Origin of the sequence: Corynebacterium sp. sy039, assembly GCF_007904105.1 — a bacterium.
GTDB lineage: Bacteria > Actinomycetota > Actinomycetes > Mycobacteriales > Mycobacteriaceae > Corynebacterium.
Genome location: NZ_CP042325.1, coordinates 2,058,794 through 2,081,588 on the forward strand (window position 1 = coordinate 2,058,794; position 22,795 = coordinate 2,081,588).

The 22,795-nt window shown below is 50.5% G+C and carries 27 protein-coding genes; 9 read left to right on the forward strand and 18 right to left on the reverse strand.

The genetic code is table 11. From position 1 onward, the window contains the following. Positions 1-179 precede the first annotated feature (179 nt). From FQV43_RS09260 to FQV43_RS09270, 3 genes are read right to left on the reverse strand one after another with little or no spacing between them, the layout of a single operon-like run. A complete protein-coding gene (locus tag FQV43_RS09260; RefSeq protein WP_144275152.1) occupies positions 180-539 on the reverse strand; it encodes a DoxX family protein in 360 nt (119 codons plus the stop codon). Next, positions 536-1,135 (reverse strand): TetR/AcrR family transcriptional regulator, encoded by a 600-nt coding sequence (locus FQV43_RS09265; RefSeq protein WP_246846916.1) that lies wholly within the window; start codon positions 1,133-1,135, stop codon positions 536-538. The genes FQV43_RS09260 and FQV43_RS09265 overlap by 4 nt, the downstream gene beginning before the upstream one ends. Positions 1,136-1,156: 21 nt before the next feature. Continuing rightward, positions 1,157-2,326: an ATP-binding protein gene (locus FQV43_RS09270; RefSeq protein ID WP_146340158.1), complete on the reverse strand. Its 1,170-nt coding sequence runs from the start codon at positions 2,324-2,326 to the stop codon at positions 1,157-1,159. Between the two features lie 138 nt (positions 2,327-2,464). Here FQV43_RS09270 and FQV43_RS09275 point away from each other — a divergent pair, with 138 nt between their 5' ends. The 3 genes from FQV43_RS09275 (at position 2,465) to FQV43_RS09285 (ending at position 3,996) form a co-directional block, all read left to right on the forward strand. Further along, positions 2,465-3,058, forward strand: a complete 594-nt coding sequence (locus FQV43_RS09275; protein ID WP_146340160.1) for a DJ-1/PfpI family protein — start codon at positions 2,465-2,467, stop codon at positions 3,056-3,058. A gap of 130 nt (positions 3,059-3,188) precedes the next feature. After that, the gene (locus tag FQV43_RS09280; protein ID WP_146340161.1) at positions 3,189-3,668 is read left to right on the forward strand and encodes a hypothetical protein; all 480 of its coding nucleotides are present in this window, start codon (positions 3,189-3,191) and stop codon (positions 3,666-3,668) included. Between the two features lie 10 nt (positions 3,669-3,678). Beyond that, complete coding sequence (locus FQV43_RS09285) at positions 3,679-3,996, forward strand: transcriptional regulator (protein ID WP_144275146.1); 318 nt, start codon at positions 3,679-3,681, stop codon at positions 3,994-3,996. A 210-nt stretch (positions 3,997-4,206) separates the two neighbouring features. On the opposite strand, the gene FQV43_RS09290 is transcribed toward FQV43_RS09285, so the two are convergent. Beyond that, a complete protein-coding gene (locus tag FQV43_RS09290) occupies positions 4,207-4,887 on the reverse strand; it encodes a hypothetical protein (RefSeq protein ID WP_146340163.1) in 681 nt (226 codons plus the stop codon). 113 nt (positions 4,888-5,000) lie between these two features. Here FQV43_RS09290 and FQV43_RS09295 point away from each other — a divergent pair, with 113 nt between their 5' ends. Together FQV43_RS09295 and FQV43_RS09300 are read left to right on the forward strand one after the other, a co-directional pair. Further along, positions 5,001-5,504: a phage holin family protein gene (locus FQV43_RS09295; protein ID WP_144275142.1), complete on the forward strand. Its 504-nt coding sequence runs from the start codon at positions 5,001-5,003 to the stop codon at positions 5,502-5,504. A gap of 15 nt (positions 5,505-5,519) precedes the next feature. Beyond that, the gene (locus FQV43_RS09300) at positions 5,520-6,452 is read left to right on the forward strand and encodes an alpha/beta fold hydrolase (RefSeq protein WP_144275139.1); all 933 of its coding nucleotides are present in this window, start codon (positions 5,520-5,522) and stop codon (positions 6,450-6,452) included. A gap of 7 nt (positions 6,453-6,459) precedes the next feature. Here FQV43_RS09300 and FQV43_RS09305 read toward each other — a convergent pair whose 3' ends face one another. The 5 genes from FQV43_RS09305 to FQV43_RS09325 all read right to left on the reverse strand — a co-directional run bounded on the left by FQV43_RS09305 (position 6,460) and on the right by FQV43_RS09325 (position 10,560). Next, positions 6,460-7,653, reverse strand: a complete 1,194-nt coding sequence (locus tag FQV43_RS09305) for a MarP family serine protease (RefSeq protein WP_146340532.1) — start codon at positions 7,651-7,653, stop codon at positions 6,460-6,462. A 125-nt stretch (positions 7,654-7,778) separates the two neighbouring features. Continuing rightward, positions 7,779-8,525, reverse strand: coding sequence for a CoA pyrophosphatase (locus FQV43_RS09310; protein ID WP_371710943.1), 747 nt, complete (start codon positions 8,523-8,525; stop codon positions 7,779-7,781). Positions 8,526-8,527: 2 nt separating this feature from the next. Beyond that, a complete protein-coding gene (locus tag FQV43_RS09315) occupies positions 8,528-9,100 on the reverse strand; it encodes a TlpA disulfide reductase family protein (protein WP_146340165.1) in 573 nt (190 codons plus the stop codon). 1 nt (position 9,101) lies between these two features. Next, on the reverse strand, positions 9,102-9,914 hold the full coding sequence (nth, locus tag FQV43_RS09320) for an endonuclease III (protein ID WP_146340167.1): 813 nt from the start codon (positions 9,912-9,914) through the stop codon (positions 9,102-9,104). Between the two features lie 10 nt (positions 9,915-9,924). Further along, positions 9,925-10,560: a TetR/AcrR family transcriptional regulator gene (locus tag FQV43_RS09325; protein ID WP_168195088.1), complete on the reverse strand. Its 636-nt coding sequence runs from the start codon at positions 10,558-10,560 to the stop codon at positions 9,925-9,927. A gap of 109 nt (positions 10,561-10,669) precedes the next feature. Here FQV43_RS09325 and FQV43_RS09330 point away from each other — a divergent pair, with 109 nt between their 5' ends. Together FQV43_RS09330 and glxR are read left to right on the forward strand one after the other, a co-directional pair. Beyond that, on the forward strand, positions 10,670-11,737 hold the full coding sequence (locus FQV43_RS09330; RefSeq protein ID WP_168195089.1) for an ABC transporter permease: 1,068 nt from the start codon (positions 10,670-10,672) through the stop codon (positions 11,735-11,737). Between the two features lie 191 nt (positions 11,738-11,928). Then, on the forward strand, positions 11,929-12,612 hold the full coding sequence (glxR, locus tag FQV43_RS09335; protein WP_144275130.1) for a CRP-like cAMP-activated global transcriptional regulator GlxR: 684 nt from the start codon (positions 11,929-11,931) through the stop codon (positions 12,610-12,612). 56 nt (positions 12,613-12,668) lie between these two features. Here the strand turns inward: glxR and FQV43_RS09340 are convergent, their stop codons facing one another. From FQV43_RS09340 to FQV43_RS09355, 4 genes are all read right to left on the reverse strand, one after another. Continuing rightward, a complete protein-coding gene (locus FQV43_RS09340) occupies positions 12,669-13,481 on the reverse strand; it encodes an MBL fold metallo-hydrolase (RefSeq protein ID WP_146340173.1) in 813 nt (270 codons plus the stop codon). Between the two features lie 91 nt (positions 13,482-13,572). Further along, the gene (locus FQV43_RS09345; protein ID WP_146340174.1) at positions 13,573-14,049 is read right to left on the reverse strand and encodes a RidA family protein; all 477 of its coding nucleotides are present in this window, start codon (positions 14,047-14,049) and stop codon (positions 13,573-13,575) included. Continuing rightward, entirely contained in the window at positions 14,049-14,204 is a 156-nt protein-coding gene (locus FQV43_RS09350) for a DUF4177 domain-containing protein (RefSeq protein ID WP_146340176.1), read from the reverse strand. Before FQV43_RS09350 ends, FQV43_RS09345 begins: the two co-directional genes overlap by 1 nt. A gap of 33 nt (positions 14,205-14,237) precedes the next feature. After that, on the reverse strand, positions 14,238-14,564 hold the full coding sequence (locus FQV43_RS09355) for a WhiB family transcriptional regulator (protein WP_144275123.1): 327 nt from the start codon (positions 14,562-14,564) through the stop codon (positions 14,238-14,240). 138 nt (positions 14,565-14,702) lie between these two features. On the opposite strand from FQV43_RS09355, the gene FQV43_RS09360 reads away from it, so the two are divergent. Continuing rightward, the gene (locus FQV43_RS09360; protein WP_146340536.1) at positions 14,703-17,099 is read left to right on the forward strand and encodes a transglycosylase domain-containing protein; all 2,397 of its coding nucleotides are present in this window, start codon (positions 14,703-14,705) and stop codon (positions 17,097-17,099) included. Here FQV43_RS09360 and codB read toward each other — a convergent pair. Genes codB through FQV43_RS09380 form a run of 4 tightly spaced genes read right to left on the reverse strand, consistent with a single transcriptional unit; the run spans position 17,096 to position 20,888 of the window. Further along, positions 17,096-18,349 (reverse strand): cytosine permease, encoded by a 1,254-nt coding sequence (gene codB, locus FQV43_RS09365; RefSeq protein WP_144275121.1) that lies wholly within the window; start codon positions 18,347-18,349, stop codon positions 17,096-17,098. The genes FQV43_RS09360 and codB overlap by 4 nt on opposite strands. Continuing rightward, complete coding sequence (locus FQV43_RS09370) at positions 18,342-18,803, reverse strand: nucleoside deaminase (protein WP_144275120.1); 462 nt, start codon at positions 18,801-18,803, stop codon at positions 18,342-18,344. Before FQV43_RS09370 ends, codB begins: the two co-directional genes overlap by 8 nt. A 24-nt stretch (positions 18,804-18,827) precedes the next feature. Then, complete coding sequence (locus tag FQV43_RS09375) at positions 18,828-19,583, reverse strand: creatininase (RefSeq protein ID WP_146340179.1); 756 nt, start codon at positions 19,581-19,583, stop codon at positions 18,828-18,830. Then, positions 19,584-20,888: an MFS transporter gene (locus FQV43_RS09380; RefSeq protein WP_144275116.1), complete on the reverse strand. Its 1,305-nt coding sequence runs from the start codon at positions 20,886-20,888 to the stop codon at positions 19,584-19,586. 185 nt (positions 20,889-21,073) lie between these two features. On the opposite strand from FQV43_RS09380, the gene FQV43_RS09385 reads away from it, so the two are divergent. Further along, positions 21,074-22,315 (forward strand): amidohydrolase family protein, encoded by a 1,242-nt coding sequence (locus tag FQV43_RS09385; RefSeq protein ID WP_146340181.1) that lies wholly within the window; start codon positions 21,074-21,076, stop codon positions 22,313-22,315. On the opposite strand, the gene FQV43_RS09390 is transcribed toward FQV43_RS09385, so the two are convergent. Continuing rightward, the gene (locus FQV43_RS09390) at positions 22,309-22,770 is read right to left on the reverse strand and encodes a GatB/YqeY domain-containing protein (RefSeq protein ID WP_144275113.1); all 462 of its coding nucleotides are present in this window, start codon (positions 22,768-22,770) and stop codon (positions 22,309-22,311) included. The genes FQV43_RS09385 and FQV43_RS09390 overlap by 7 nt on opposite strands. Positions 22,771-22,795: the final 25 nt, after the last annotated feature.

Below are 22,795 nucleotides of genomic sequence, written 5' to 3' on the forward strand. Positions count from 1 at the left end.
CTTATTTTCTTCCTAGGAAAAAGAACAAAAATACTTTCCAAGCCATCCTCAACCACACAAAGCTGAGAAAAACCTAAAAGCATTTCTCATCATAACCACAGAACCTGAGACATACCAATGGACAATGCGCCAGATTATCCTTCGCATTGATAAACGATGAGATTTTCGTCGAAAGTTTTTTATGAGTAAAGCATAACCCCCAGCACCACAATAGAGAGCGCAAGCATACCGAGGCAGTTGAGCCAGAACTCGGTACCAAGGAATTTGGCTTTTATGTGCGCAATTGCCGCAGCAATGAAATAGGCAACAACTGCAGCTGTGGTAGCAATCCCCACCCCAGGAATCCATATCCCGACAGTAAGACCAGCAACAGCAAGAGTTTTAATATAGATCAATATCCACCACCACTGTCGGGGCAGGTTGACACCTCGAAGGCATTTTTCAATAAAAGGCAGAGGTCGAATCGACATCAGTATGTCGCCAAGCAAAACAAGGGCAAGCAGGATAGGTGCCCATAGGGGCTGTGCGTCAATAATCATTGGGATACTCCAAAAGCGGTTTCTAGGCGGGTGATTGTTTTTTGGGCTTGAACATGGAGTTCTTCGTCGTTATGTAAACCGGCGGCCCATTCAATGAGTAAGCCAAGGTAGGTGTGATAGAGGATCTCCCCGAACTCTGTGGCTTCTTGTGCTGAGAGAGTGCTGTTGCTCAGGCGTGATTGAATTTCGTTCAGGAGTAGCTGTTTTAGAGATGTCAAGGTTTCGCTGTGATCGGATTCCTCGATGAGTGCGGCGCCAAAAGCTCTAGAGAGTTCCTCATGTCCCGTGAACATCGTGAGAAAAGGGGTTATGACTGACAGAAGATCAGTGGATTCTCCGTGTATTTCTTCGTGTATTTCCTGTATTGAGTGCCCAATGGTTTTGATGAGTATGCTGCGTTTATTGCCTACTCCCATGACTGTTCCCACGCTTACTCCTGCGTGAGTGGCTATATCTCGAATGCTGGTGTTGGCGTACCCGTTTTTAATAAATAGTGTGTGCGCTGCGTGTAGAACTTTCTTTTGTGTGGCTTCTTTTTGTGCTTGACGACGTACTGACAGGTTTTCTAACTGAACTTGTTCATTGAACATATTCATTATGGTAGCTTATATGGAGTTTTATAACAATACCTTTTCAACATTCACCACGGAATACGCCCCACCATCAGAACCATGCTGCCCTTGATAAATCACCTGCCGTCTCCCAGCCGGAATGTCCAGTTCTTGACCTACAGAAACAAGGTGGCGCCCATAGTCTTTCTTAAAAGTATGAGACGCCTTAATCTCATAGGCGTGGAGGTTGCCGTCAGTGGCATCTAATAAGTCAATCTCTCGTTTAGAATCATCACGATAAAAAGATAATTGCGGCGTTTTCCCAGCATGAAGATACTTTTTCGCAGTTTCAGCAATAACAAAGTTCTCAAAAATAGCCCCTCGGAAAGGACTGAATAGTAACTGCTCCGCCGACGATATTCCCAGAAGGAAGCATAGTAATCCCGTGTCATAGAAATAGAGCTTTGGTGTTTTAGTGAGCGCCTTGCGCGGATTGTGATGATACGCAGGAAGAGTGAAAGTGATAAAACTGGATTCAAGGACACTCAGCCAACTCTTGACAGTCTGGAATGATATATCCAGTTCATTGCCCATAGTAGTGTAATTCACAAGGTTACCGGCACGATGAGCGCAAGAGATAAGAAATTTTCTAAAATCTTCCGCACGACGCACCCCAAGTAGTCCACTTACATCCCGTTCAATATAGGTGCGAATATAGTTTGCAAAATAAATATCAGTGGGAATATCCACGTTATACATACGTGGATACCCTCCACGGAGTAAAAACTCATCTACTGTCATAGGTTGCAGTTGCTCTTGTGCGGATGCCTGGGCTACTTCCGAAAAGCTTAAGGGCAATAGATGACTAACCCCCACGCGTCCCGCAAGTGACTGGGTAATACGTTCCATCAGCAGAAAGTTTTGAGAACCGGAAAGAATATATTGCCCGGGCGTTCCCCGTTGATCTGACACTAACTGCACTGCAGAAAATAAATCCGGAACATATTGAGCTTCATCAATAATGAGCTTATTGCTTTGGCTTGCAAGAAAACCCATCGGATCTTTTTCTGCAAGGGCGCGAATACCCGGATCTTCCAGATTCAGGTAACTCATATCAGGAAACATTCCCTGCAAGAGGGTAGATTTTCCAGATTGCCGCGGGCCAGTAAGACTGACGACGGGAAACCAAGTCATGAGCTTGCCTATGTGCCCACCAAGAGCACGCGGGATGAACATAATTACCAAAATCCTAAAGTAGACTGTACCAAAATCCTAAAGTAGACTGTACCAAATTTCTAAAGTAGATTGCACCAAAATCCTAAAGTAGACTTCTTTTCCGCAGATAAGGACTCTCCAGCAAAGAGGGAAACCGCCATGACCCCCACCCGCATTTCCATTATCCTTTTCAAGGATTTCGAGCTTCTTGATGTGTTTGGTCCAGCAGAGTTCTTCTCACACGTCGAAAACTTGGGCGTCGAATTCCTATCCCCAGACGGACAACCCATCGCAAGCTCACAAGGCGTCGAAATAATCCCCGACGGTTCCTACTCACAGATAAGCGGCGACGTCCTCATGGTTCCAGGAGGGCTAGGCACCAGATCCCTAGCTACAGACACACATTTTCTACAGGAGCTCCGGAAACTAGCGCACAGCACCACACTGACACTATCGGTATGTACCGGCTCCGCACTGCTTGCCGCAGCAGGATTATTAGACGGCTACCGCGCAACCAGCAATAAACAGGCTTTCAACTGGGCACGCTCCCACGGAACCACCGTGGATTGGGCACATAAAGCCAGGTGGGTACATGACCGCGACATATGGACATCCTCGGGAATCGCAGCTGGAATGGACATGGCGGCAGCCTTCGTGGCGCATTATTTCGGAGAAAACACTGCCGACAATATCGCCCAAAAAATGGAATTACGCATTTCCAAAGATCCTGATAGTGACCCTTTTGCGGTGTGACTATCCCACATAACCATCACCCCACCCCTTGTTTTCCATTTCGGAAAGTGTTATATTTTCCATTATGGAAAGTAAATGAGTTTTACTTTCCTCACATAAAACGCTCAAGAAAACACCAAAGGAGAACGTCGTGAGCGACACATATGAGGCACTTCAATTCGACAATCACCACAAAAGAAAAATTGCCAGCAGGAAAAGCAGTCACCCAGTCATCATCGCCATTTTCGGCATACTCATTGCAAGCTGCACTTTCCTATACAATTTCTCAAAACTTTATACAGAACAATCATGGTCATGGATTGCAATAGCATCCCTATTCGCTTTGGTCATCATCTTCTTTATTGCACAAGCACTCCAAACCAGCGCTAGTGCCGGATTACGTAGCCGCGCAGCTGGACAATCATCACAAGGATCAAGCACCCTGAAGTTCATCATCGGCTTTGCGCTCATCATGGTCATGGTGTATGCACCAACAGGTCTGGCAAAAATACTCAACCCTTTTCCGCTATGGGCGCTAGTGATCTGGTCGATCATTGCAGGTATCTGTGCCGCTATCATCTATAAAACCGGTATGCTTAATCGTCGTAAGTTCATATCCCAAGGGGAATAATCACAGCACCATGAATGACTTTGCCCAGTTAGATCCAATCATTCATCCACTTAATCGTTTTAAGATCTGCTCTATCCTCAACACATATGGTGCAACCGAAGACACAGAAACCCATATGCAGTTTTCCGTATTACGGCTCAAAACAGGCCTATCCGACGCCACCCTATCGAAACAGTTGAGCATTCTGGAAGAAAAAAACTACATCAGCAGGTTTCGGGAATACGGCTCTTCTCGGAAAAAAGATATTGTGTGGATTACACTCACGCAACAAGGCAAAAAAGCATTCGACGCTCACCTAGCAGCTCTCAAAGAGCTCAGTGGGCTTTAAGCCTCGCTACCAACCAGGAAAATTAAAACGACCCGCGCAAGGGGGGGGTAAACGCGCGGGTCGCAATTCCCGGTCACAGGGGGGCGGACCGGGGCAGGCCACACTGTATATCGGGGCCTTGCACGAGCAATTATTACATACACCACACACAAACGCAACCAACAGTGCATATAATCCACACAATCCAATACCCAGTTCTATATTAGGCACTTAAATAGTGCTCATTGTCTGAGCAATTCCTTCCCCCTCAGCAGCTCCCGCAATATAAGCCTTAAAATGATGTTCCAAAAAAGGCACCAAGGCCTGTTCCGTCATATCACTAGCACCTAACTGATTCACCAGGCGCACATATTCTTTACTATTGCGGTGATAATACACTTCCGGAACACATAGCCCACGTGGATCAAACCCACCTGCCATAGCACTCAACCGCATAGCAACCCTGGCAACAGTGCCACTACGCTCGCCAAAAAATTCTCGAGAGGCGATCTCACCATGCACTAAAGCAGGAACGAGAACATGATCAGAATGCATCGTAATCATGCGTGCCAGCAAAATAAGTCGCTGCCCCTCACGCACAGGTTTAGCATCTCCACCAGCAAGAGCGTCGATACGCGCCAATACTTGCAAGGGCGCACGCACAAATGTTTGCACACTCTCTGCCACCACCCCAGGTGCTAAAACACTATAGGCGCTCATAGCCACATGCTCACTCATGTGTGGGCTTAGAAAACAATTCAGACGAGCACCCCGCACAATAGCTTCTGAACTGGTAACATCGGAACGTCGTAAGTTGATGCGGGAACGATGAACAGCATTAACCGCCTGTGTTGCCTGAGCAATGAGCGGCGCAACACGTAGGTTCTGAGCTAAATGTTCCAGCTGATTCATAATAATTTATACTACGAATCCACAACAATTAATGCTAGGAGTTCACTTTATAAGCGAATTCGTGGCACCATATATACTAACTGCACTTTTTATTCATTGGAGGGACTCCACTCGTGAGCAACAATAACGGTCTTTTTACCGACGGCGCTGAAACATTCAACGCACAAGTTAATGCCATTCCGCTAAGCGACGTAGACGCAACCAACAACAAATCCATTGGTGCACTCGTGAGCAACGCGACCTCACAAATTTCCACTCTTGTACGTTCCGAAATCGAACTCGCAAAAGCAGAAATTGCTGGCGAAGTTAAAAAAGGTGCCATCGGTGGCGGACTCTTTGGCGTAGCGGGAACCATCGCACTATATAGCTCTTTCTTCTTTTTCTTCTTCCTCGCAGAACTTCTTGCAGACCTATGGCTACCACGCTGGGCTTCATTCCTTATCGTCTTCGTATTCATGCTCGTCCTAGCTGGTCTATTCGCATTCATCGGATTGCAAAAAGTAAAGAAAATTGGCGCACCAAAGAAAACCATCGAAAGCGTCGGCGAGCTCAAGAGCCTTGTACCTGGTCAGGCTCAGGCAAAACTAGAAGCTAGCAACCGCGGTATGTATAGCTAAGGGCAGATATCACCTATGCCCCCAAAGACGAGCGACTTAGCCCACAAAACGCTCACGCCCCAAATCGTAGCTCTCGACGGCTACCAGCATCAGTCTTTACATACCCGGGGCATTAGGCTCCATGCAGTTACCGCAGGAGAAACACACAATCCACTCATTGTGCTATTGCACGATTCTTATAGCGGGTGGATTGATTTTCACCGTAGTCTGCAACCACTAGCAGACTGTGGTTTTCATGTAGCAGCACTTGACCTACGCGGCTATGGGCTTTCCGATAAACCCCCGGTCACCTATGGTATCCACGATATTCTTGGCGATATCTCTGGTGCCATTCGCACTCTCGGCCATGATGATGCCCATATCATTGCAGTAGGCGCTAGTGCTGCAATCGCCTGGATCCTCAGTGGCACCAACCCCAGTCTTGTCCGCAGCATGATTAGCGTCGACGGACTCCATCCCTGTGACCTTCGACTTGCCCTATCACGAGCACCGTGGTCATGCAGCGAATTTATCCGAGAATCTCTACTAGCATGGTTACCTTTCCCGGTAAGCAACAAACTCTGGCGCTATAAAAAACACATTCTCACCAAGAACCTACGTGCGCTGACTAGCGCGCAATATCAACTCAGCCCCTATTTCAAGCAGGATCTCGAGCTACGCTGCAATGCCATGTCCATTGACTCAACATTCCCAGCAGTCATGCAACTACTGCGCCTGCAAATAGCACCTGTACCACTAAAATGGCGCAATATCGACGTTGCCGTTCCCGTTCTAGCCATTAACGACGGCTCACGCAGAAGCATGCACTTGCTGCGCCAAGCACAAAAAAGAGCGACCGGTGTGTTCATTCAGCGCAATGTTCCCGGAGCAAATTTACGCCCACACCTTGAAGCACCCCATGCTTTTGCCGCTGTAGTTTCCGGTTTTATCAACCGAGTAGACCGATAGTACACTCCTAATTTGCTACGCACTCCCCGGTAGCCACTGTATTTGTCAAGGTAGAAACATCACCAATGGCGTCTTTGACCTCCTCAGCAGTAAGTACATAGCCTATATCGCTAGTATCCATAGAAGCACCAAAAACCACGCCGAGAACTTCACCATTCATATTGATCATTGGCCCACCAGAGTTCCCTTGGCGGATATTGCCGCGAATCTCATAGGTATCACGTTCAACCCTGCCAGAAGCATAAATATCTGGCCCGGACACAAGAATTTTATCTGCAACACGTGCAGGAGAAGCCTCAAAAGGACCAGAGAGCGGAAAGCCCATCACTATTGCGTCGTCAGCACTTAGGGCTTCTTTCTGCGCCCATGACAAAGCAGGTAATTCTAAATCATCACTTTCAATGACAGCAATGTCGAGTTGCGGATTGTAATAGACCACCACAGCATCTTTCATCCCCATCACTGTGTCTAACTGCACATGATCGGTACCGGCAACAACATGGGCATTAGTAATCACATGACGCTCGTCGAGCACAAAGCCTGACCCCATGAGTCGGCGAGCGCACTGCTCAGCCTCGCCAATGACATGAATAACCGACGGGCGGAGTCGATCCACCAAAGCAGGATCTGCAATGTCAAGGTCCGGTGCTGGCACGGTTTTCGTCGAAAATTTGCTCAGTGGAGACACCAAAGGAGGCAGCCCTGACTCATCAAGCATAGAGGAGATTTTGGCAGGCACGTTATCAAGAAAAGACGGCACATAATTATTGATCTTCTCAAGTGTCTTAGACGTCTTTATGCCAGTAGCCACCGCGCCAGAGACACCCGTGGCAAGTGGCACTGCAATGATCCAGAGCACAATCACGGCACAGAAGCATTGAAAAATAGCGCCAATAATAGAATCGAGTTTGAGCGTAGATTTCCATCGCACCTGGTCACGTAGGGAATTACCCAATAGACCACCAAGCAGATTCCCCAGACCAACAAGGAGAGTCACAACACTGAGCAAAATAACAAGACGCAAAGGCAAAGAATGAATCTTCTGCGCAATGACCGGCACTAACGCCGCACCACAAATCAGTCCCGCAAGTACCCCAACAGTGGAAAGTATCGACACAAATGCGCCTTGCCGCCACCCAAGCACGAATGACAGTGCTACCGCAACAATGATAACGCAATCGACGATAACCCCTGGGCTAATACTCACAAGCTCATACTTCCCTTCTCACAGCATCTGTATCGTACAACTCTAATCTCCTCAGCTACGAAGTCGAGTATGCACAACCAAAAAGTGCAGATAAATCCTCAATTGACCACAAAAATTTGCTAATATCCACTGCTCTCATTATTTTTAGACCGCGCCAAAACTTGCGCCAAGGGATATATGCGCTCGCGCTGCCACGGCTGTTCCCACCCAGCGTGTTGGATAAGTGCCGAAAGCACCAAAGCAGTAAAACCCCAAATTACATATCCCTCATAGAAAAACGCATCTCCCACCCAAGAACCATAACTCACCCGAAACCGCTGCTCAGGGTCGATAAGGTGCGCTAGTTTGGCGTGGAATACGTCGTCGGTTTCTGCATAATCAATAACGCCCACTGCTGTTTCTTGCGCAGCAAAACCAAGAACCGGACGCACCGGGTACTTAGTGGCGCGAATATACGTTTGGGGCAATAGTGCCAATGGAATAACACTCATACGGTCAAGCCCTGTCTCCTCCCATGCTTCACGCAACGCACAATCCACTTCGTTGAGATCTGTGGAATCCACACGCCCGCCAGGAAAAGAAATCTGCCCAGAATGACTCCGCAAAGACGGCGAACGATGCGTCAGCAACACCCTCGCATCTGCTGGCAACTGTCGCGCATGAGCCTCCCCGCTCAACAACACTAAAACCGCAGCTTGCTTAGCATGATTTTGCACCATAGCGCCGAGTTCCCGATCTGCATGAAAATGCTTTTCGACGACACCCAAATCGATATTTCCCATTAAGGGTCCAAGCCATGCTGGTCGCTCCTGCGGCTGAAGCTGTGTGTTGCGCCCTGGACGATCTGGGATATCTGGTCTAATCAGCACTACGATGCTCCTGCGATAAGTGAGGCTACTGCTTGTTCTAACTGAGCATAATCAGTAAAGGCTTTCGCCTGATACCCCAACATGGTGCCACGCTCATCAAAAACAATGGTGATGGGCACAACCGATGGCAATCCCAACGCGGCGGCAAAAGTACCCCGATCATCGTGATATGAGGGCAACTCCACGTTAAGATCAGTGAGCAGTTGTGCACCAGGAGCTGCTACTTTATCCGCATGCACCCCGATCACATTATATTCTGGATGTTCATTGCGTAGCTGATCGAAAAGTGGTAATTCCACACGACACGGCTGGCACCACCATGCCCATAGGCTCACCACTGTGTACTGTGCCTTTGACGTGTTGGGCACGCTATCTGCACCAAGGCAAGGCAAAGAAACCGGCAAGGCAGTTTCCGGACATTCCGGTCTAGGAGCAAGCGCAGCGCTTGGCTCAGCGCTGTTGGTTTTCGTCGTTTGTGTGGTGGAAAAATGCTCGCGGTTTAGGAAGAAAAGCAACAGGGCAAGCCCCAAGACAAAAACAAGGCTGGAAAAGAAAATAGTTTTTTTCGGCATCCTAACCTACCCCACCAATACCAGCTAAATGGAGTAAATGCTCCCGGTTATCTCCTTTTACCAGGGTTTCTGCCTCAGCTGGCGTCGTAGGCCCTAAGCCAAAACTAGGACAATCCTGCGCAATAAAACACGCGCCGCAAGCAGGTTTGCGTGAATGACACACTCGCCTGCCATGAAAAATGACGCGATGGGAAAACATAGTCCACTCACGTTTTTCGATAATTTCAGCAATCTCGTGCTCGACTTTAACCGGATCCTCTTGTTCAGTGAGTTTCAGTCGACGCATCAACCTGCCAAAATGCGTGTCGACGGTCAAGCCTGGTTTATCAAAAGCATTACCGCGAACCACATGCGCAGTCTTGCGCCCGACGCCAGGCAAACTCATCAGTTCCGCAAGTCCAGTAGGGACCTCGCCGCCAAAATCACTCAGCAGCTTTCTGCCCATGCCGATCAAATGCGCTGCCTTTGCCTTATAAAAGCCAGTAGGTTTGATCAGTTCCTGCAATTGGGTTTCGTCTGCGGTTGCATAAGCTGATGCCGTAGGAAAACGTCGAAAAAGCTCAGGGGTGACCTGATTGACCCGCACGTCCGTACACTGGGCAGACAAAATCGTGGCAACGGTAAGCTCAAGCGCATTAGAAAAATCTAGTTCCGCGCGCGCATGAGGATACCCCTGAGCAAGTTCTCTATTGATTTTGCGCCCACGACGAACTTTTGCCAGCTGCGTCTGCCCCGTTAACGCCGAATGCGCCCCCACTTTTACCCGCTCTATTGGTGGCGCGGTAGCAGGTACTGGCAGATGAGATGCAGACATGAACTCTACTCTAATTCTTTGCCGCGTCTTTCTCACATTGATGTTGACGCAGAATAGGCGTTTCTACCTCTTTGAGGATTTTCTCTAGGGCTGCTGCGAGTGTGTCAATGTCTGCATTGAGCACGGCATGCTGCACCAGTAGCCCTTGGATGAGTGCAATGATTGCTTGCACTATTTCTTGAGCTTTCTCCTGAGCATGTGGGGTTTTTTCTTGCTCGTGCCATTGGGTGAGGTAGTTTTCTAGGGCTGAGTGGAATTGTGTAAATACTCTTTGCACAATTTTTTTCATTTTTTCATCACTCAGGGCTTGTCCCCATACCTGCACGGCGCTGATTCCTATATCTGTGTTATCGCCGTATGTGGTGCGAAAAAATTGTGGCAGCATTTCTGAAGGGGCTGGAATGTGCCCGTTAAAGGGATTCTCTAAGACATCGAGTTTATCTACCAGTATTTGCTCTACTGCTGCCTCAAATAGTTCATCTTTGCTGGCGAAATAGCCGTAGACGGCCCCTGCTGATAGTTCTGATTGTTTAATGATTGCCGCCATAGAGCTTGCTGCGAAGCCATTTTTTTGGATAACGGCGACGGTTGCGTCGATGATGCGTTGGCGTTGTGCTTCTTGACGGGCTTTGGTGAGACGAGGCATAGGGGCATTATAAACACACCCACAAAAAAGAACGTTCATTTTGCTTGTCAGGCACGGTAAGACTATAGTCATAAACAGAACATTCATTCTTTTTGTGAAAGGTTGCCCCATGACCACCAAAAACCAGAGCTCATGGACAAAAGTTCTGTCCATCGGACTCCTCGCCTCAGCAATCGTGGCAGTCATCGCCCTTGCTATCAGCTGGCCCAGCGTGACATCATCACCCAAAAATATCCCGGTGAACGTCGTCGCATCTGAAGAATCATTCCAGACCATGACTCACACCCTGGAATCAACAGGAAAAGAACTCCCTTTTGAGCTCACCCGCGTTGATTCCCGTGCTGAGGCTGAAGAAAAAATCACAACCCGTCAGTCCTATGGCGCATTCATTCTCCCCTCCCCAGAACAACCCACCCTGGAAGTGCTCACCGCACCTGCGGCAAATAAAGCCATTGCCACAATGATCTCCACTGCAGGCGGACAAATGCACAAAATGAGCGTCGCAGCAGCCATGCAGAAAATGCAGAACGCCCCAGCAGCACAGCCTGTCAACCCGGAAATGCTCAGCACCCTCACTCAATCCGCACTGCAAGACCCAACAATCACCGAAGTTGTGCCTCTCACCAGCAAAGACCAACAAGGTAGCGGCATGATGTACGCATTCCTCCCGCTACTTATCGGCGGTCTTGTCGGTGGAGTGCTAATCAGCCTGAAAATCTCAGGGATATGGAACCGAGTGCTAGCACTTGTTGTCTTTCCGGCGCTGGAAGCACTCACTATTTTGCTCATCATGCACAACTGGTTCGGACTTCTTCCACAAGCAACCTTTACACTGTGGGCAGGCTTAACGCTGGCTATTAGCGCAATCAGTAGCTTGGTTGTGGGGCTACACTCCCTCAAAGGCGCAGCTGGTATCGGCATTGCCGCAGTGCTCACCATGTTCATTGGTAACCCTATCTCCGGGGCAATGCTGCCACTAGAGTTCCTCCCCTGGCACTGGGCAACAATCAGCTCATGGCTTGTCCCCGGAGCAGCGCAGCAACTACTACGCAACCTCAGCTACTTCCCAGACGCAAGCAACGCATCTTCATGGATTGTCTTAAGCATCTGGCTTCTTGGTGGGCTGGCGCTACTAGCTCTTTCAGCTACCAAAAAGAAAGCAGCCTCAGAAAATTAACCCCAGACTGGGCGAGAAAAGTCACGTCTAGTGAACAGTTGTGGCAGCAAAGTGCATTTGTTACATATTTCATAGTAGTATGAAGAGGTAACCATATAAACATTCAATGTGGCGTATGGGCACAATATGACACACGGGTACATCCCGCCAAGTAAGCCACCAACGCCACCATTGCAGAGGAGTTGTAAGCCGTGGAAGGCACGCACGATATTCTTGCCCGCGCTGGTATTTTCCATGAGGTCGATCCTGCCGCTGTCGATAGTCTCATCAGTGAGCTAGAAACAGTACGTTTCTCACGAGGCACCACCATTTTTGAGGAACACGAGCCTGGTAATCGCCTCTACATCATCACCTCTGGAAAAGTGAAACTAGCTCGTCACTCCACCGATGGGCGAGAAAACCTACTGGCGATCATGGGACCATCCGATATGTTTGGTGAACTCTCCATCTTCGACCCAGGTCCACGTACTTCATCTGCTGTATGTATCACTGAAGTGTATGCCGCAACAATGGATTCAGAAACTCTCTACAAGTGGATCGACGCGCACCCTGAGATTTCCAAGCAACTATTGCGAGTACTCGCCCGCCGCCTGCGCCGCACCAACACCTCTCTTGGTGACCTTATCTTCACCGATGTCCCTGGTCGCGTCGCAAAGACACTATTGCAACTCGCTAACCGTTTCGGCACCCCAGAAGGTAGCGCACTACGCGTTAATCACGACCTCACCCAGCAAGAAATTGCTCAATTAGTTGGTGCCTCTCGAGAAACTGTCAATAAAGCACTAGCCACTTTCGCACAACGTCAGTGGATTCGCCTCGACGGCAAATCCGTGCTCATTGTCAATCCAGAACATTTAGCAAAGCGCGCACGCTAATCGAATAAATAAAACCGGGCAAAGAGTTTTCTCTCTGCCCGGTTTTTGCATCTCGCTTACTTTTGCTGCGCCAAATACCGCAATGCTACTCGAGTTGACTGCTCAGCAGCACCACGCAAAACTGGATCAACATCATCGTAGATTTCGTCGATAAGGTGCTTAATCTCAACATCGTCGCCCAATTTACGCTGGGCAGCAATAATCTGCTCCAAACGCTGCTGGCGGCGCTCAATATACCACTTAGCATAAGAGGAAACATCCTCCCCATCAGGACCATGCCCTGGCAGCAGATGCACGTCGACGCCGCGCTGCTCCAAAATCGCCAAAGAATCAAGATATGCCCCAAGATCGCCATCAGTTTCAGAGATCATGGTGGTATGGCGACCAGCAATAGTATCACCGGTGCAAATGCCCTCCAGAGTAGAGTTATGCGGCTCATGACTCCAGATAAAAAAGCTTACCGAATCACCAGTGTGCCCAGGAGTATGCACCACTTCAATCTGCGGCGTAACCCCTTCAACACTGATGATTTCGCCATGCTCCAACGCAGCACCATCAATACAATACGATGGGTCGAAAGCGCGAACGCTTGCCCCAGTTAATTGCTTGAATCGCTGCGCACCATCAGCATGATCATGATGGCGGTGAGTCAAAAGCACCACGCCTACTTCTTGCGCCTTAGCATGGAGCACATTCAAGTGCCCCTCGTCGGCAGGACCTGGATCGATAACAATACTGCAGGTATCCTCAGGTGCACGAATTACCCAGGAATTAGTCCCCTCCAATGAGGAATATCCAGGGTTTGGACATAAAACAACAGAGGCGGACGGTGTTACCGGACGCAACTGACTATAAGCAGGATGTTGCATATTCACTAGCTTAGTTACTTTTTTATTTTTTGCAGAGTTTTAACAGTACCCCGCGTTATGAAATTTTGCTTTTCGACGCCCATCCTGCCAATTACTGCGCCTGCGCGACTTCAACCACAAGCTCAATCTCAACTGGCGCACCCAACGGCAATTCAGCAACACCCACGGCAGAACGCACGTGCATACCTGCATCGCCAAAAATCTCTGCCATAAGCTCAGATGCGCCATTAACGACGGCGGGTTGCGCATGAAAATTCTGAGCGGAAGCCACAAAACCAACGATTTTTAGAATACGAACCACATTGCCGATCCCCACAACTGCGTCGACCGCAGCTAAAGCATTAAGGGCAGCAATCCGTGCGTATTGATATGCCTCATCAACGCTTACTTCAGCGCCGACCTTTCCTACAGCTGCAAGCTCTCCCTGGACAAAAGGCAACTGACCTGACGTCCACACTTGATTCCCCACCCGAGCAGCAGGGATATAAGCCGCAACTGGCGCAGCAACTGCAGGCAGTGTGATATTCAATTCTTTTAATCGGCTAGTAACACTGGTGTCGCCAGACATTACTGCACCTCACGCTTCATATAAGCGACTAGGTTCTCTGGATTAGCGCCTGGAAGTACAGTGACAAGCTCCCAGCCTTCTTCGCCCCAATTGTCAAGAATCTGCTTTGTTGCATGAATGAGCAAAGGTACAGTTGCATATTCCCATTTAGTCATGGCTACTACTCTAGTGGGCTGTCAGAGGTGGCGCTACAGTCCGAGAAGTTCTCCCCCCTCGGCGAGATAAGTTGCCCAATCAGTAACATCGGGATTCTTACGCAAAATGGCACGACGCTGACGCTCAGTAAGCCCACCCCATACGCCAAACTCAACCTTATTATCCAATGCGTCGGACCGGCATTGCATCATCACAGGGCATTTACGACATAAAGCTGCGGCTTCGCGCTGTGCAGCACCACGTACAAATAATGCGTCTGGATCCCCATCTCGACAAATTGCCTGTAATACCCACTCATTACGAAGATTAGCTGCCGAGCTACTTGAATTTTTCGGGCTACTAAGTAGTGAAGTAGTCATACTTTCCATCCTCGATATTCACGCCGATAGGATCACCATGTAAGTGTACTCACATAGCCCATATTGAGTCTAATGGATCACACATTAAGGGGGTCTGGTTATTCCCCCTAGCATAAAAACATGACTAATGTAGTAAGGGTGTCAAAGTGGAAATCAATTGGAGAAATGCTCGCAGCAACCGTTGGCGCCGGCATTGTCTGCGCACTCGCCATCAGCCCGGTCGCCGCGATTGGCAGCGTTGCAGTCAAAGAAACAAATGAGACAATGCAATCAAAATTTGAGGATCTCTCCACTGGATCCACCCCCGGGGTTACTACCGTTACTGACAAGAACGGTGACCCTATAGCTTGGCTCTACGATCAACGCCGCTTCGAGGTCCCCAGCGACGCCATCTCCCAAAGCATGAAAGATGCCATCGTTTCCATCGAAGATAGACGATTCTACGAACACAAAGGCGTAGATATTCAAGGTAATCTCCGCGCCATTGCCGCCAATGTGGTTGCAGGTGGCGTCGAACAGGGCGCATCAACTATCGACCAGCAATACGTCAAGAACTATCTCCTTCTTGTCGCCTCTCACAATGAAGATGAGCAAGCAGCAGCAATCGAAACCTCTATCCCGCGTAAATTACGCGAAATGCGCATGGCATCCGACCTGGATAAACAGCTACCCAAAGACGAAATCCTCACGCGCTATCTCAACCTCATTCCCTTTGGCAATGGCGCCTACGGTATCGAAGCAGCAGCACAAACCTACTTTGGTATTCCTGCCGCACAATTGAATATCCCACAGTCGGCAATGTTAGCGGGCATGGTACAAAGTTCTTCCTACTTAAACCCCTATACCAACCCAGATGCAGTGACCCAGCGTCGTAACGCAGTGCTCGACGCAATGGCCAATGCAGGAGTTATCTCACCTGAAGATGCCGCCACGTTCAGCGCAGAACCACTAGCAGTGCTAGAAACACCGCAAGGATTACCTAATGGCTGCATCGCAGCTGGCAATAGTGGCTTTTTCTGCGACTACGTGCTTGATTACCTCTCGCAAAAAGGCTTCGACATCAACCAGATCCACAAAGGTGCCTACACCATCAAAACCACCTTGGATCCCGTCGTCCAGCAAAGCGCACAAGATGCAGTAAGCACACAGGTCAGCCCAGATGCAGTGGGTGTTGCCGATGTCATGAATGTCATCGAGCCAGGAAAAGAATCAAGGCGAGTCCTCGCCATGACCTCCTCCCGCAACTACGGACTAGACCCCGAAGCCGCCCAAACAGTATTCCCACAAGCATCCACGCTGGTCGGCAATGGCGCTGGCTCGATTTTTAAGATCTTCACCGCCGCCGCCGCACTCGAACAAGGCTATGGTTTGGACACCATCTTCGCAGTGCCCAACCGCTACGAAACCCAAGGCATGGGCGAAGGCGGTGCCGAAAACTGCCCAGCAGGCAGCTACTGCGTAGAAAACTCCGGCTCCTATGCCTCCCAAATGTCACTACGCGACGCACTGGCATACTCACCCAACACCACCTTCGTCAAACTAATCGAACAAGTTGGCGTAGCAGATGTCGTCGACATTTCCGTACGCCTCGGACTACGCTCCTACACCAACCCTGGCACCTTCGACGGAGAAAGCTCCATCGCAGACTACGTCAAAGACCATAACCTCGGCTCCTACACCCTAGGACCCACCGCAGTTAATCCACTCGAACTATCCAATGTTGCCGCCTCCCTAGCTTCCGAAGGAACCTGGTGCGAACCCAACCCCATTGAATCAATTACCGATGCGCAAGGCCAAGAAGTATCACTACCCACTCCACCTTGCGAACAAGCCCTAGACCGCGACGTTGCCAATGCACTCGCCGCCGGCATGAGCCAAGACGCCACCAAAGGAACAGCACAACGTGCTGCCCGAGCAGCCGGCTGGAAAGGGCAATTAGCTGCCAAAACCGGCACAACCGAATCCCATGAATCAGCAGCATTCCTAGGATTCAACAGCAACTTTGCCGCAGCCTCCTATATCTACAACGATGGCACCACCATCGTGCCACTATGCACCTCCCCTGTGTACCAATGCGGCACCGGTTCCCTCTACGGTGGCGACGAACCCGCACGCACCTGGTTTAGCGCAGCAGGACAACTCAATGCAGCCGCAGGAACCTTGCCTGGCTACGACGCAAAATACAACCAAGGATTTGTTTCTTCCCTCAGCGCCAGCTACCGTGGACGCGACGTCGAAGAAGTACGCAAAGAACTTACCGCTCGTGGCTATGATGTACTCACCCAAGTCACCAGCGGCGACGGCACAGAAAAAAATCATGTGATGCGCGTCGATGCGCCAGTTCCACTCAAACGAGGCGCAAGAGTAACCGTCTACGTTTCCGACGGCACCATTCCAGTGCGTCCGACACGAAACTACAACCCACCCACCACATCCAATAGTTACACCAGCCCCGACATCAACATACCAACTATCGAGACACCTAACTTGGATGGGATCGTCGATCAGCTACAAGATCTACTCAACCAACGCTAAGACCGCACACAATGGGCAACGACCACCGCGAGAATAGCAGAAAAAATGCCCACTAGCGGTGGAATGCCTATACCCAGCGTCGTAGAGCCATAAGCTAATGCAGCCGCTACCACATAGCTCAACAAATTAGGCAGATAATAACGCGGCAACTCCACATCGGTTGGCATTTGCGTCCGACGCCAGCGCATAACATAATCACCAATAATCACCCCACCGAGCGGCGGAATGAATACGCCCAATAGGTACAAGAAATCAATAAGATGATTGTGCACGCCCAAAATCGCAAAAACAGTGCCCACCACAGAACCTGCCACCACAAAAGGCGCTTTCCTATTCTTGCCAAAAATCTCCGCACCGGCGACGCCAAACGCATAGGCAGTATCGGCATTCGACTTCCACAAATTACCAAAGAGCAAGAACAAGCCCAAAGACACCAAACCGAGTTGGTAGAGGATCACCACAAAGTCGCCTTCGCCAAAGGTCATCGCCCCAATAGCGCCAAAGAAAATCATCAAACCATTGCCAAAAATAAAACCAATAACACACGCCAACACAGCATGAGTGCCACTCTTGGCAAACCTAGTCCAGTTAGGCGCCTGCGTACCGGCAGACACAAAGGTACCGACCACCGTCGTAATAGCTACCGCCAAAGACAGCTGAGCCCCCGGCTCTAACGCAAAAAGACCAGACCAGCCGCCCACCTTATCCACACACTTGTAGACCACCCACACTGCTAATACCAGAATCAACGGCGTCGTAATAGCAGACACCCAGTACATTCCTCTATAGCCATAGCACGCAGTCAAACACATCAAGGTGCTGGAAATAATCATCACCGCCACCTGGGCACCATAAGACTGCCAACCAAAAGCCTGAGCAGTCATCGACCCCACCGTACCAATAATGACCCCATACCAACCCAATTGAGTACCGCCAAGTAACAGCGAAGCCACCTTCGCCCCATGCGTTCCCAACGTATAGCGAGCCATCACCACAGTGGTCAACCCAGTACGAGCCCCAACCCAACCCAAAGTCGCCACATACGCACCCAGGATCAAGGAACCAAGACCCACCACCATGAGCAGCTCGCTAAAACGGAAAGCAACGCCGAGTTCAGCGCCGGAGATCATCGTCGGGGTGAAAACAGTAAACCCAAGCAGCACCACGACGAGCGAGAAGAAAGTTTTGCGCGCCTGCACTGGCACAGGGGTGACCGGATAATCTGGATCTGCGTGCTTAGCACTATTCATGTGGTTCTCCAATATCTTCCGCCCACAACTGCGGGCGCTGCTCAAGCATTTTTTGCATAAGTTCATAGCACTGGGGATCGTCGGCAATGATAAGTTCCTTGCCCATCGTTTTTAACCACTGCTCCGAAGCCTGAAAACTACGATTCTCCCCAATCACAATGCGCGGAATGTCATAAAGGGTGGCAGTACCAGCACACATATAACACGGAGACAACGTGGTATAGAGCGTGGCGCGACGATACACCTCGGCCGGGAGACGTCCCGCGTTTTCAATACAATCCGTCTCGCCATGCCTAATCGCAGAACCCAACTGAATACGACGATTACGCCCCACTGCAAGCACTTTTCCATCTGCCACCAAAGCCGCCCCGATAGGAATACCACCTTCATCCCAACCGATGCGAGCCTGTTCAATTGCGAGATCAAGAAACCGGCGATCATGTTCACTGAGCATACTTTTTCCTATCCACTACTTTCCTTAGCGCTTTCTTAGTGGAAACTCTAGCGCACACATATCCACAATGCCCGCGATAGCCGCCTGCGCAATAATCTTGCCCTTAGCAGCGCTTGCCCCAGCAGCCGACGCCAACGCCCCATGCGAAGGAATATCAGTTTTTTGACTTGGCACGCGCAGATACGTCGGCGGCGAAAACGACACTTCTTGAGGATAATTCTGCTGCCGCACCGCATCCGGCGCAATATGCAACATCAGTGACGTTTCCGTCAACGCACCATGCTCTAGTGCCCAACCCGGGAATGTCCCCTGATCAAATAGTTGATTAAGAATATGCTCAGGAAGAGGATCCCACCAGTTTGTCTGCATGATTTTCACGTCACGCCCCGCCTGTTGCTGAGCACAAATCATTGCTTCCTGGAGAGGAAATTGATTCTCAAAGTGCGAGTTGATGATCAGCACTTTGCTAAACCCATCTGCCAGTATTTCCGTGAGGATATCCGTCGCCAAACTTATCAAGGCCATCGCGCTAAGGTCTATCGTCCCAGGAAACAAAGGGCCACCGCCGCTAAAAGGATTCGAGCGATACCCATAATGAATCTCGGGGAAAACCACTGCATCAATGAGCTTTTCGACGCCCGCCGCAATGTGTTGCGCAATGATAGTGTCCGTGGACAGTGGCAGGTGCCGACCATGTTGTTCACAAGAACCAACAGGGACAATAGCAATGCTATCGGTGGCAGCAGCAATATCTTCCCATGTCGCCGCAGCAGCGTACATTTATTCATCTCCTTGACGATCACGAGCAAAAGCAACGGCAATACCAGTAATGACTGCAGCCAACGCTAAGTAGTATCCAGGGGCAAGAACAGTGTTACACCTGCCGATAAGCCAGGTGGCAATCATGGGTGCAGTGCCGCCAAACACAGCATTGGCAATGTTGAAGGTCAGCGCAAAGCCGGTTAGTCGCACCTGCGTAGGGAATTGTTCGGCGAGGAATGCCGGGAGCACGCCGTCGTTAAGCGCAAGAACACCACCGAGGCACACTTGCACTATGAGCACGAGTACCAATCCTGAGCTTCCGAGCAGCATAAAAGCAGGCACAATGCTGATTCCCATGACAGCTGCCGCGATGAGCATGGTGGTGCGTCGTCCGAGCTTATCGGATAACGCGCCCGTGATCAGGACGAAAATGATATAGAACGCAGAGGAAATACTCGAAACGATAAAGGCTGTGCTGGCATTCATGCCAATTTCCTCAGACAAATAAATGGGAACATAGGTCAAGATGACATAGAACCCGATCGCGTTAAGGATGGCACCGGCAAAAGCAACGATCAACGCCCGCGGATAGCGAATTACCTCGGCGATTGGCAGGCGCTGAGATTTATGCGCCTGGGTAAAAGAATCCGACTCCCCCGCTTTACGACGAATATAAAACCCATACAAGCCCAATGGTGCAGCGCAGAGGAAAGGTATGCGCCAGCCCCAGGTGGCCAAGGCAGAATCAGAAAGCACACCGCTGAGCAGCGCAGCCAATAAAGAGCCAAGGAGCAGCCCCGATGCAGTTGCCGAGGGAACCACAGCCGCGTAAAGCCCACGCTTATGCGCGGGAGCAACCTCAGCCAAGTGAGTGGACGCGCCCGCATACTCCCCAGCAGCGGCGAAACCTTGAACCATGCGCAAAATCAGCAACGGGATGGGCGCAAAGGCACCAACACTGGCGTGAGTGGGCAAAAATGCAATGCATAAGGTCGCTGCGGACATCATCACGACGGAAATGCTTAGGGTATGAATGCGGCCGATTCTGTCGCCAATGTGACCCCACACCACTGCCCCCAGCGGGCGAATCAGGAAAGAAAGCGCGAAAAGGGCAAATGTCTGTACTAATGCGGTTCTTCCTGAGCTCTCTGCGAAAAATACCTTTGCGATGATCGCCGACATGTAGACGTAGGCTGCGTAGTCGAACCACTCAATGAACGTGCCGATGAAGGCCGCTTTGGTTGCCTGGCGCAATTGCCTGTCTGCTGGCACAGATTGGGCAACGGTTGTTATGCGTGTGGGTGCGTATTCTAAAACCGACATTGTCCATTACTCCTCCGACTGCTCGACTGAGATGAGAGTAAGGGTTGGATAAGAAAGCTGTCAATACCTATCGACCTATAGAACAATGAGGTGGGTGCCGGATTGCGCCAAATCCGCGAGCATATGTTAGATTTTTCTATTATCTGACAGAAAATGGGGAGTGCCCCCAGAAAGGGGAACGCATAATGCTCATCACCAACGCACGTATCGCAAACCACAACGACGATGCCCACTACGACATCCGCATCACCAACGGAAAAATCGAAAGTATCACCCCGGCAACGCACGCCACAGATAACGACAGCTACAATGCCCACGGGCGCATCGTAGCCCCGCAATTCGTCGAAGCACACATCCACCTCGACTACGCCAACACCGCAGGCACACCCCGCGACAACCAATCAGGAACACTCTTTGAAGCAATAGAAATCTGGCGCGAACGCAAAGAACAAGGACTCAACAACCCAAAGCTCATCCGCGCCAACGCCATCGCCGCCGCCCGCTCCGCCGTCGCACACGGCGTAGGCACCATCCGCACCCACGTCGACGTAACAGACCCCAACCTCGTCGCCTTCTACGCACTACAAGAAGTCAAAGAAGAAATAAAAGACTGGTGCGAGATCGAAATCGTCGCCTTCCCCCAAAACGGCATCTACGCATACCCCGGCGGCGACAAACTAGTAGCACGAGCCCTCGACGAAGGCGCCGACGCAATAGGTGGCATCCCCCACCTAGAACCCACACGAGAAGACGGCATCGCATCACTCGACTACCTCTTCGACCTCAGCGAAAAATACGGAGTACCCATCGACATCCACTGCGACGAAATCGATGACGAACACTCCAGATTCACAGAAGTCATTGCAGCCCAAACCAGCAAACGCTCCATGCACGGATTAGCCACAATTTCCCACGCAGTAGCCATGAGCTACTACTCGCCAGGCTACCTATCCCGACTACTACCCAAACTCGCCGCAGCCCAAGTGAACTTTGCCGTATGCCCCAATGAAAACCTCCACCTACAAGGGCGCGGGTTTAGCAGCGCCGTCCCTCGGGGCGTAGCACCAATAAAACAGCTCACCGAGTTTGGGATAAACGTCGCACTGTGCCAAGACTCAATCTCCGACCCCTGGTACCCCCTAGGCAATGGCGACCTATTGCGCATACTCGACACCGGGCTACACGTCAGCCATATGCTCACCCCCACCTACCTCGACAATTGCCTAGAGTTCATCACCACAAACCCAGCACGCAACCTCAGGCTCAACAACTACGGGATCGCCGAAGGCAACCCCGCCAACCTCATTGTGCTCGACGCCACGTCGCAACGCGACGCATTGCAGCACAGCGCCCCCGTACTGCTATCCATACACAACGGGAAGAAAATTTTTGAGCGAGCAGCAGCGCCCGCCCAATGGGACTACTGAAGCAACTCACGCACCGCAGCAGAAAGACGCTTACCATCAGCGCGACCAGCAGCACGAGCAGTAGCAACCTTCATGACCTGCCCCATCTGCTTCATCGTCGCCTCGCCCTGCTGCTCCTTCACCTCAGCAATAGCAGCAGCAACCAACTCGCCCAGCTGCTCATCATCCAACTGAGCCGGCTGGTACTCGCTGAGGATGCGCGCCTCAGCCAACTCATTATCCGCTAACTCCTGACGACCCGCCTCAGCATACACCTCGGCAGACTCGCGGCGCTTTTTAATCTCACGAGCAATAACCTTCAGGACATCGTCGTCAGTAATCTCATGCTTAGAACCATTAGTCTCCTCAAGCTGAATCGCAGCAAGAAGCATACGCAACGCACCAACACGCTCCTTATCGCGCTCCTTCATGGCAACGGTCATATCAGAACGGATCTTTGTCTTTAATTCACTCATAACACCCCATAGTACCCATTTGTCG

Coding starts and splice junctions, on each gene's coding strand:
- FQV43_RS09260 (WP_144275152.1), bottom strand. CDS start 539: ATGATTATTGACGCACAGCCCCTATGGGCACCTATCCTGCTTGCCCTT.
- FQV43_RS09265 (WP_246846916.1), bottom strand. CDS start 1,135: ATGAATATGTTCAATGAACAAGTTCAGTTAGAAAACCTGTCAGTACGT.
- FQV43_RS09270 (WP_146340158.1), bottom strand. CDS start 2,326: ATGTTCATCCCGCGTGCTCTTGGTGGGCACATAGGCAAGCTCATGACT.
- FQV43_RS09275 (WP_146340160.1), top strand. CDS start 2,465: ATGACCCCCACCCGCATTTCCATTATCCTTTTCAAGGATTTCGAGCTT.
- FQV43_RS09285 (WP_144275146.1), top strand. CDS start 3,679: ATGAATGACTTTGCCCAGTTAGATCCAATCATTCATCCACTTAATCGT.
- FQV43_RS09290 (WP_146340163.1), bottom strand. CDS start 4,887: ATGAATCAGCTGGAACATTTAGCTCAGAACCTACGTGTTGCGCCGCTC.
- FQV43_RS09300 (WP_144275139.1), top strand. CDS start 5,520: ATGCCCCCAAAGACGAGCGACTTAGCCCACAAAACGCTCACGCCCCAA.
- FQV43_RS09315 (WP_146340165.1), bottom strand. CDS start 9,100: ATGCCGAAAAAAACTATTTTCTTTTCCAGCCTTGTTTTTGTCTTGGGG.
- nth (WP_146340167.1), bottom strand. CDS start 9,914: ATGTCTGCATCTCATCTGCCAGTACCTGCTACCGCGCCACCAATAGAG.
- FQV43_RS09325 (WP_168195088.1), bottom strand. CDS start 10,560: ATGCCTCGTCTCACCAAAGCCCGTCAAGAAGCACAACGCCAACGCATC.
- FQV43_RS09330 (WP_168195089.1), top strand. CDS start 10,670: ATGACCACCAAAAACCAGAGCTCATGGACAAAAGTTCTGTCCATCGGA.
- FQV43_RS09340 (WP_146340173.1), bottom strand. CDS start 13,481: ATGCAACATCCTGCTTATAGTCAGTTGCGTCCGGTAACACCGTCCGCC.
- FQV43_RS09345 (WP_146340174.1), bottom strand. CDS start 14,049: ATGTCTGGCGACACCAGTGTTACTAGCCGATTAAAAGAATTGAATATC.
- FQV43_RS09350 (WP_146340176.1), bottom strand. CDS start 14,204: ATGACTAAATGGGAATATGCAACTGTACCTTTGCTCATTCATGCAACA.
- FQV43_RS09355 (WP_144275123.1), bottom strand. CDS start 14,564: ATGACTACTTCACTACTTAGTAGCCCGAAAAATTCAAGTAGCTCGGCA.
- codB (WP_144275121.1), bottom strand. CDS start 18,349: ATGAATAGTGCTAAGCACGCAGATCCAGATTATCCGGTCACCCCTGTG.
- FQV43_RS09370 (WP_144275120.1), bottom strand. CDS start 18,803: ATGCTCAGTGAACATGATCGCCGGTTTCTTGATCTCGCAATTGAACAG.
- FQV43_RS09375 (WP_146340179.1), bottom strand. CDS start 19,583: ATGTACGCTGCTGCGGCGACATGGGAAGATATTGCTGCTGCCACCGAT.
- FQV43_RS09380 (WP_144275116.1), bottom strand. CDS start 20,888: ATGTCGGTTTTAGAATACGCACCCACACGCATAACAACCGTTGCCCAA.
- FQV43_RS09385 (WP_146340181.1), top strand. CDS start 21,074: ATGCTCATCACCAACGCACGTATCGCAAACCACAACGACGATGCCCAC.
- FQV43_RS09390 (WP_144275113.1), bottom strand. CDS start 22,770: ATGAGTGAATTAAAGACAAAGATCCGTTCTGATATGACCGTTGCCATG.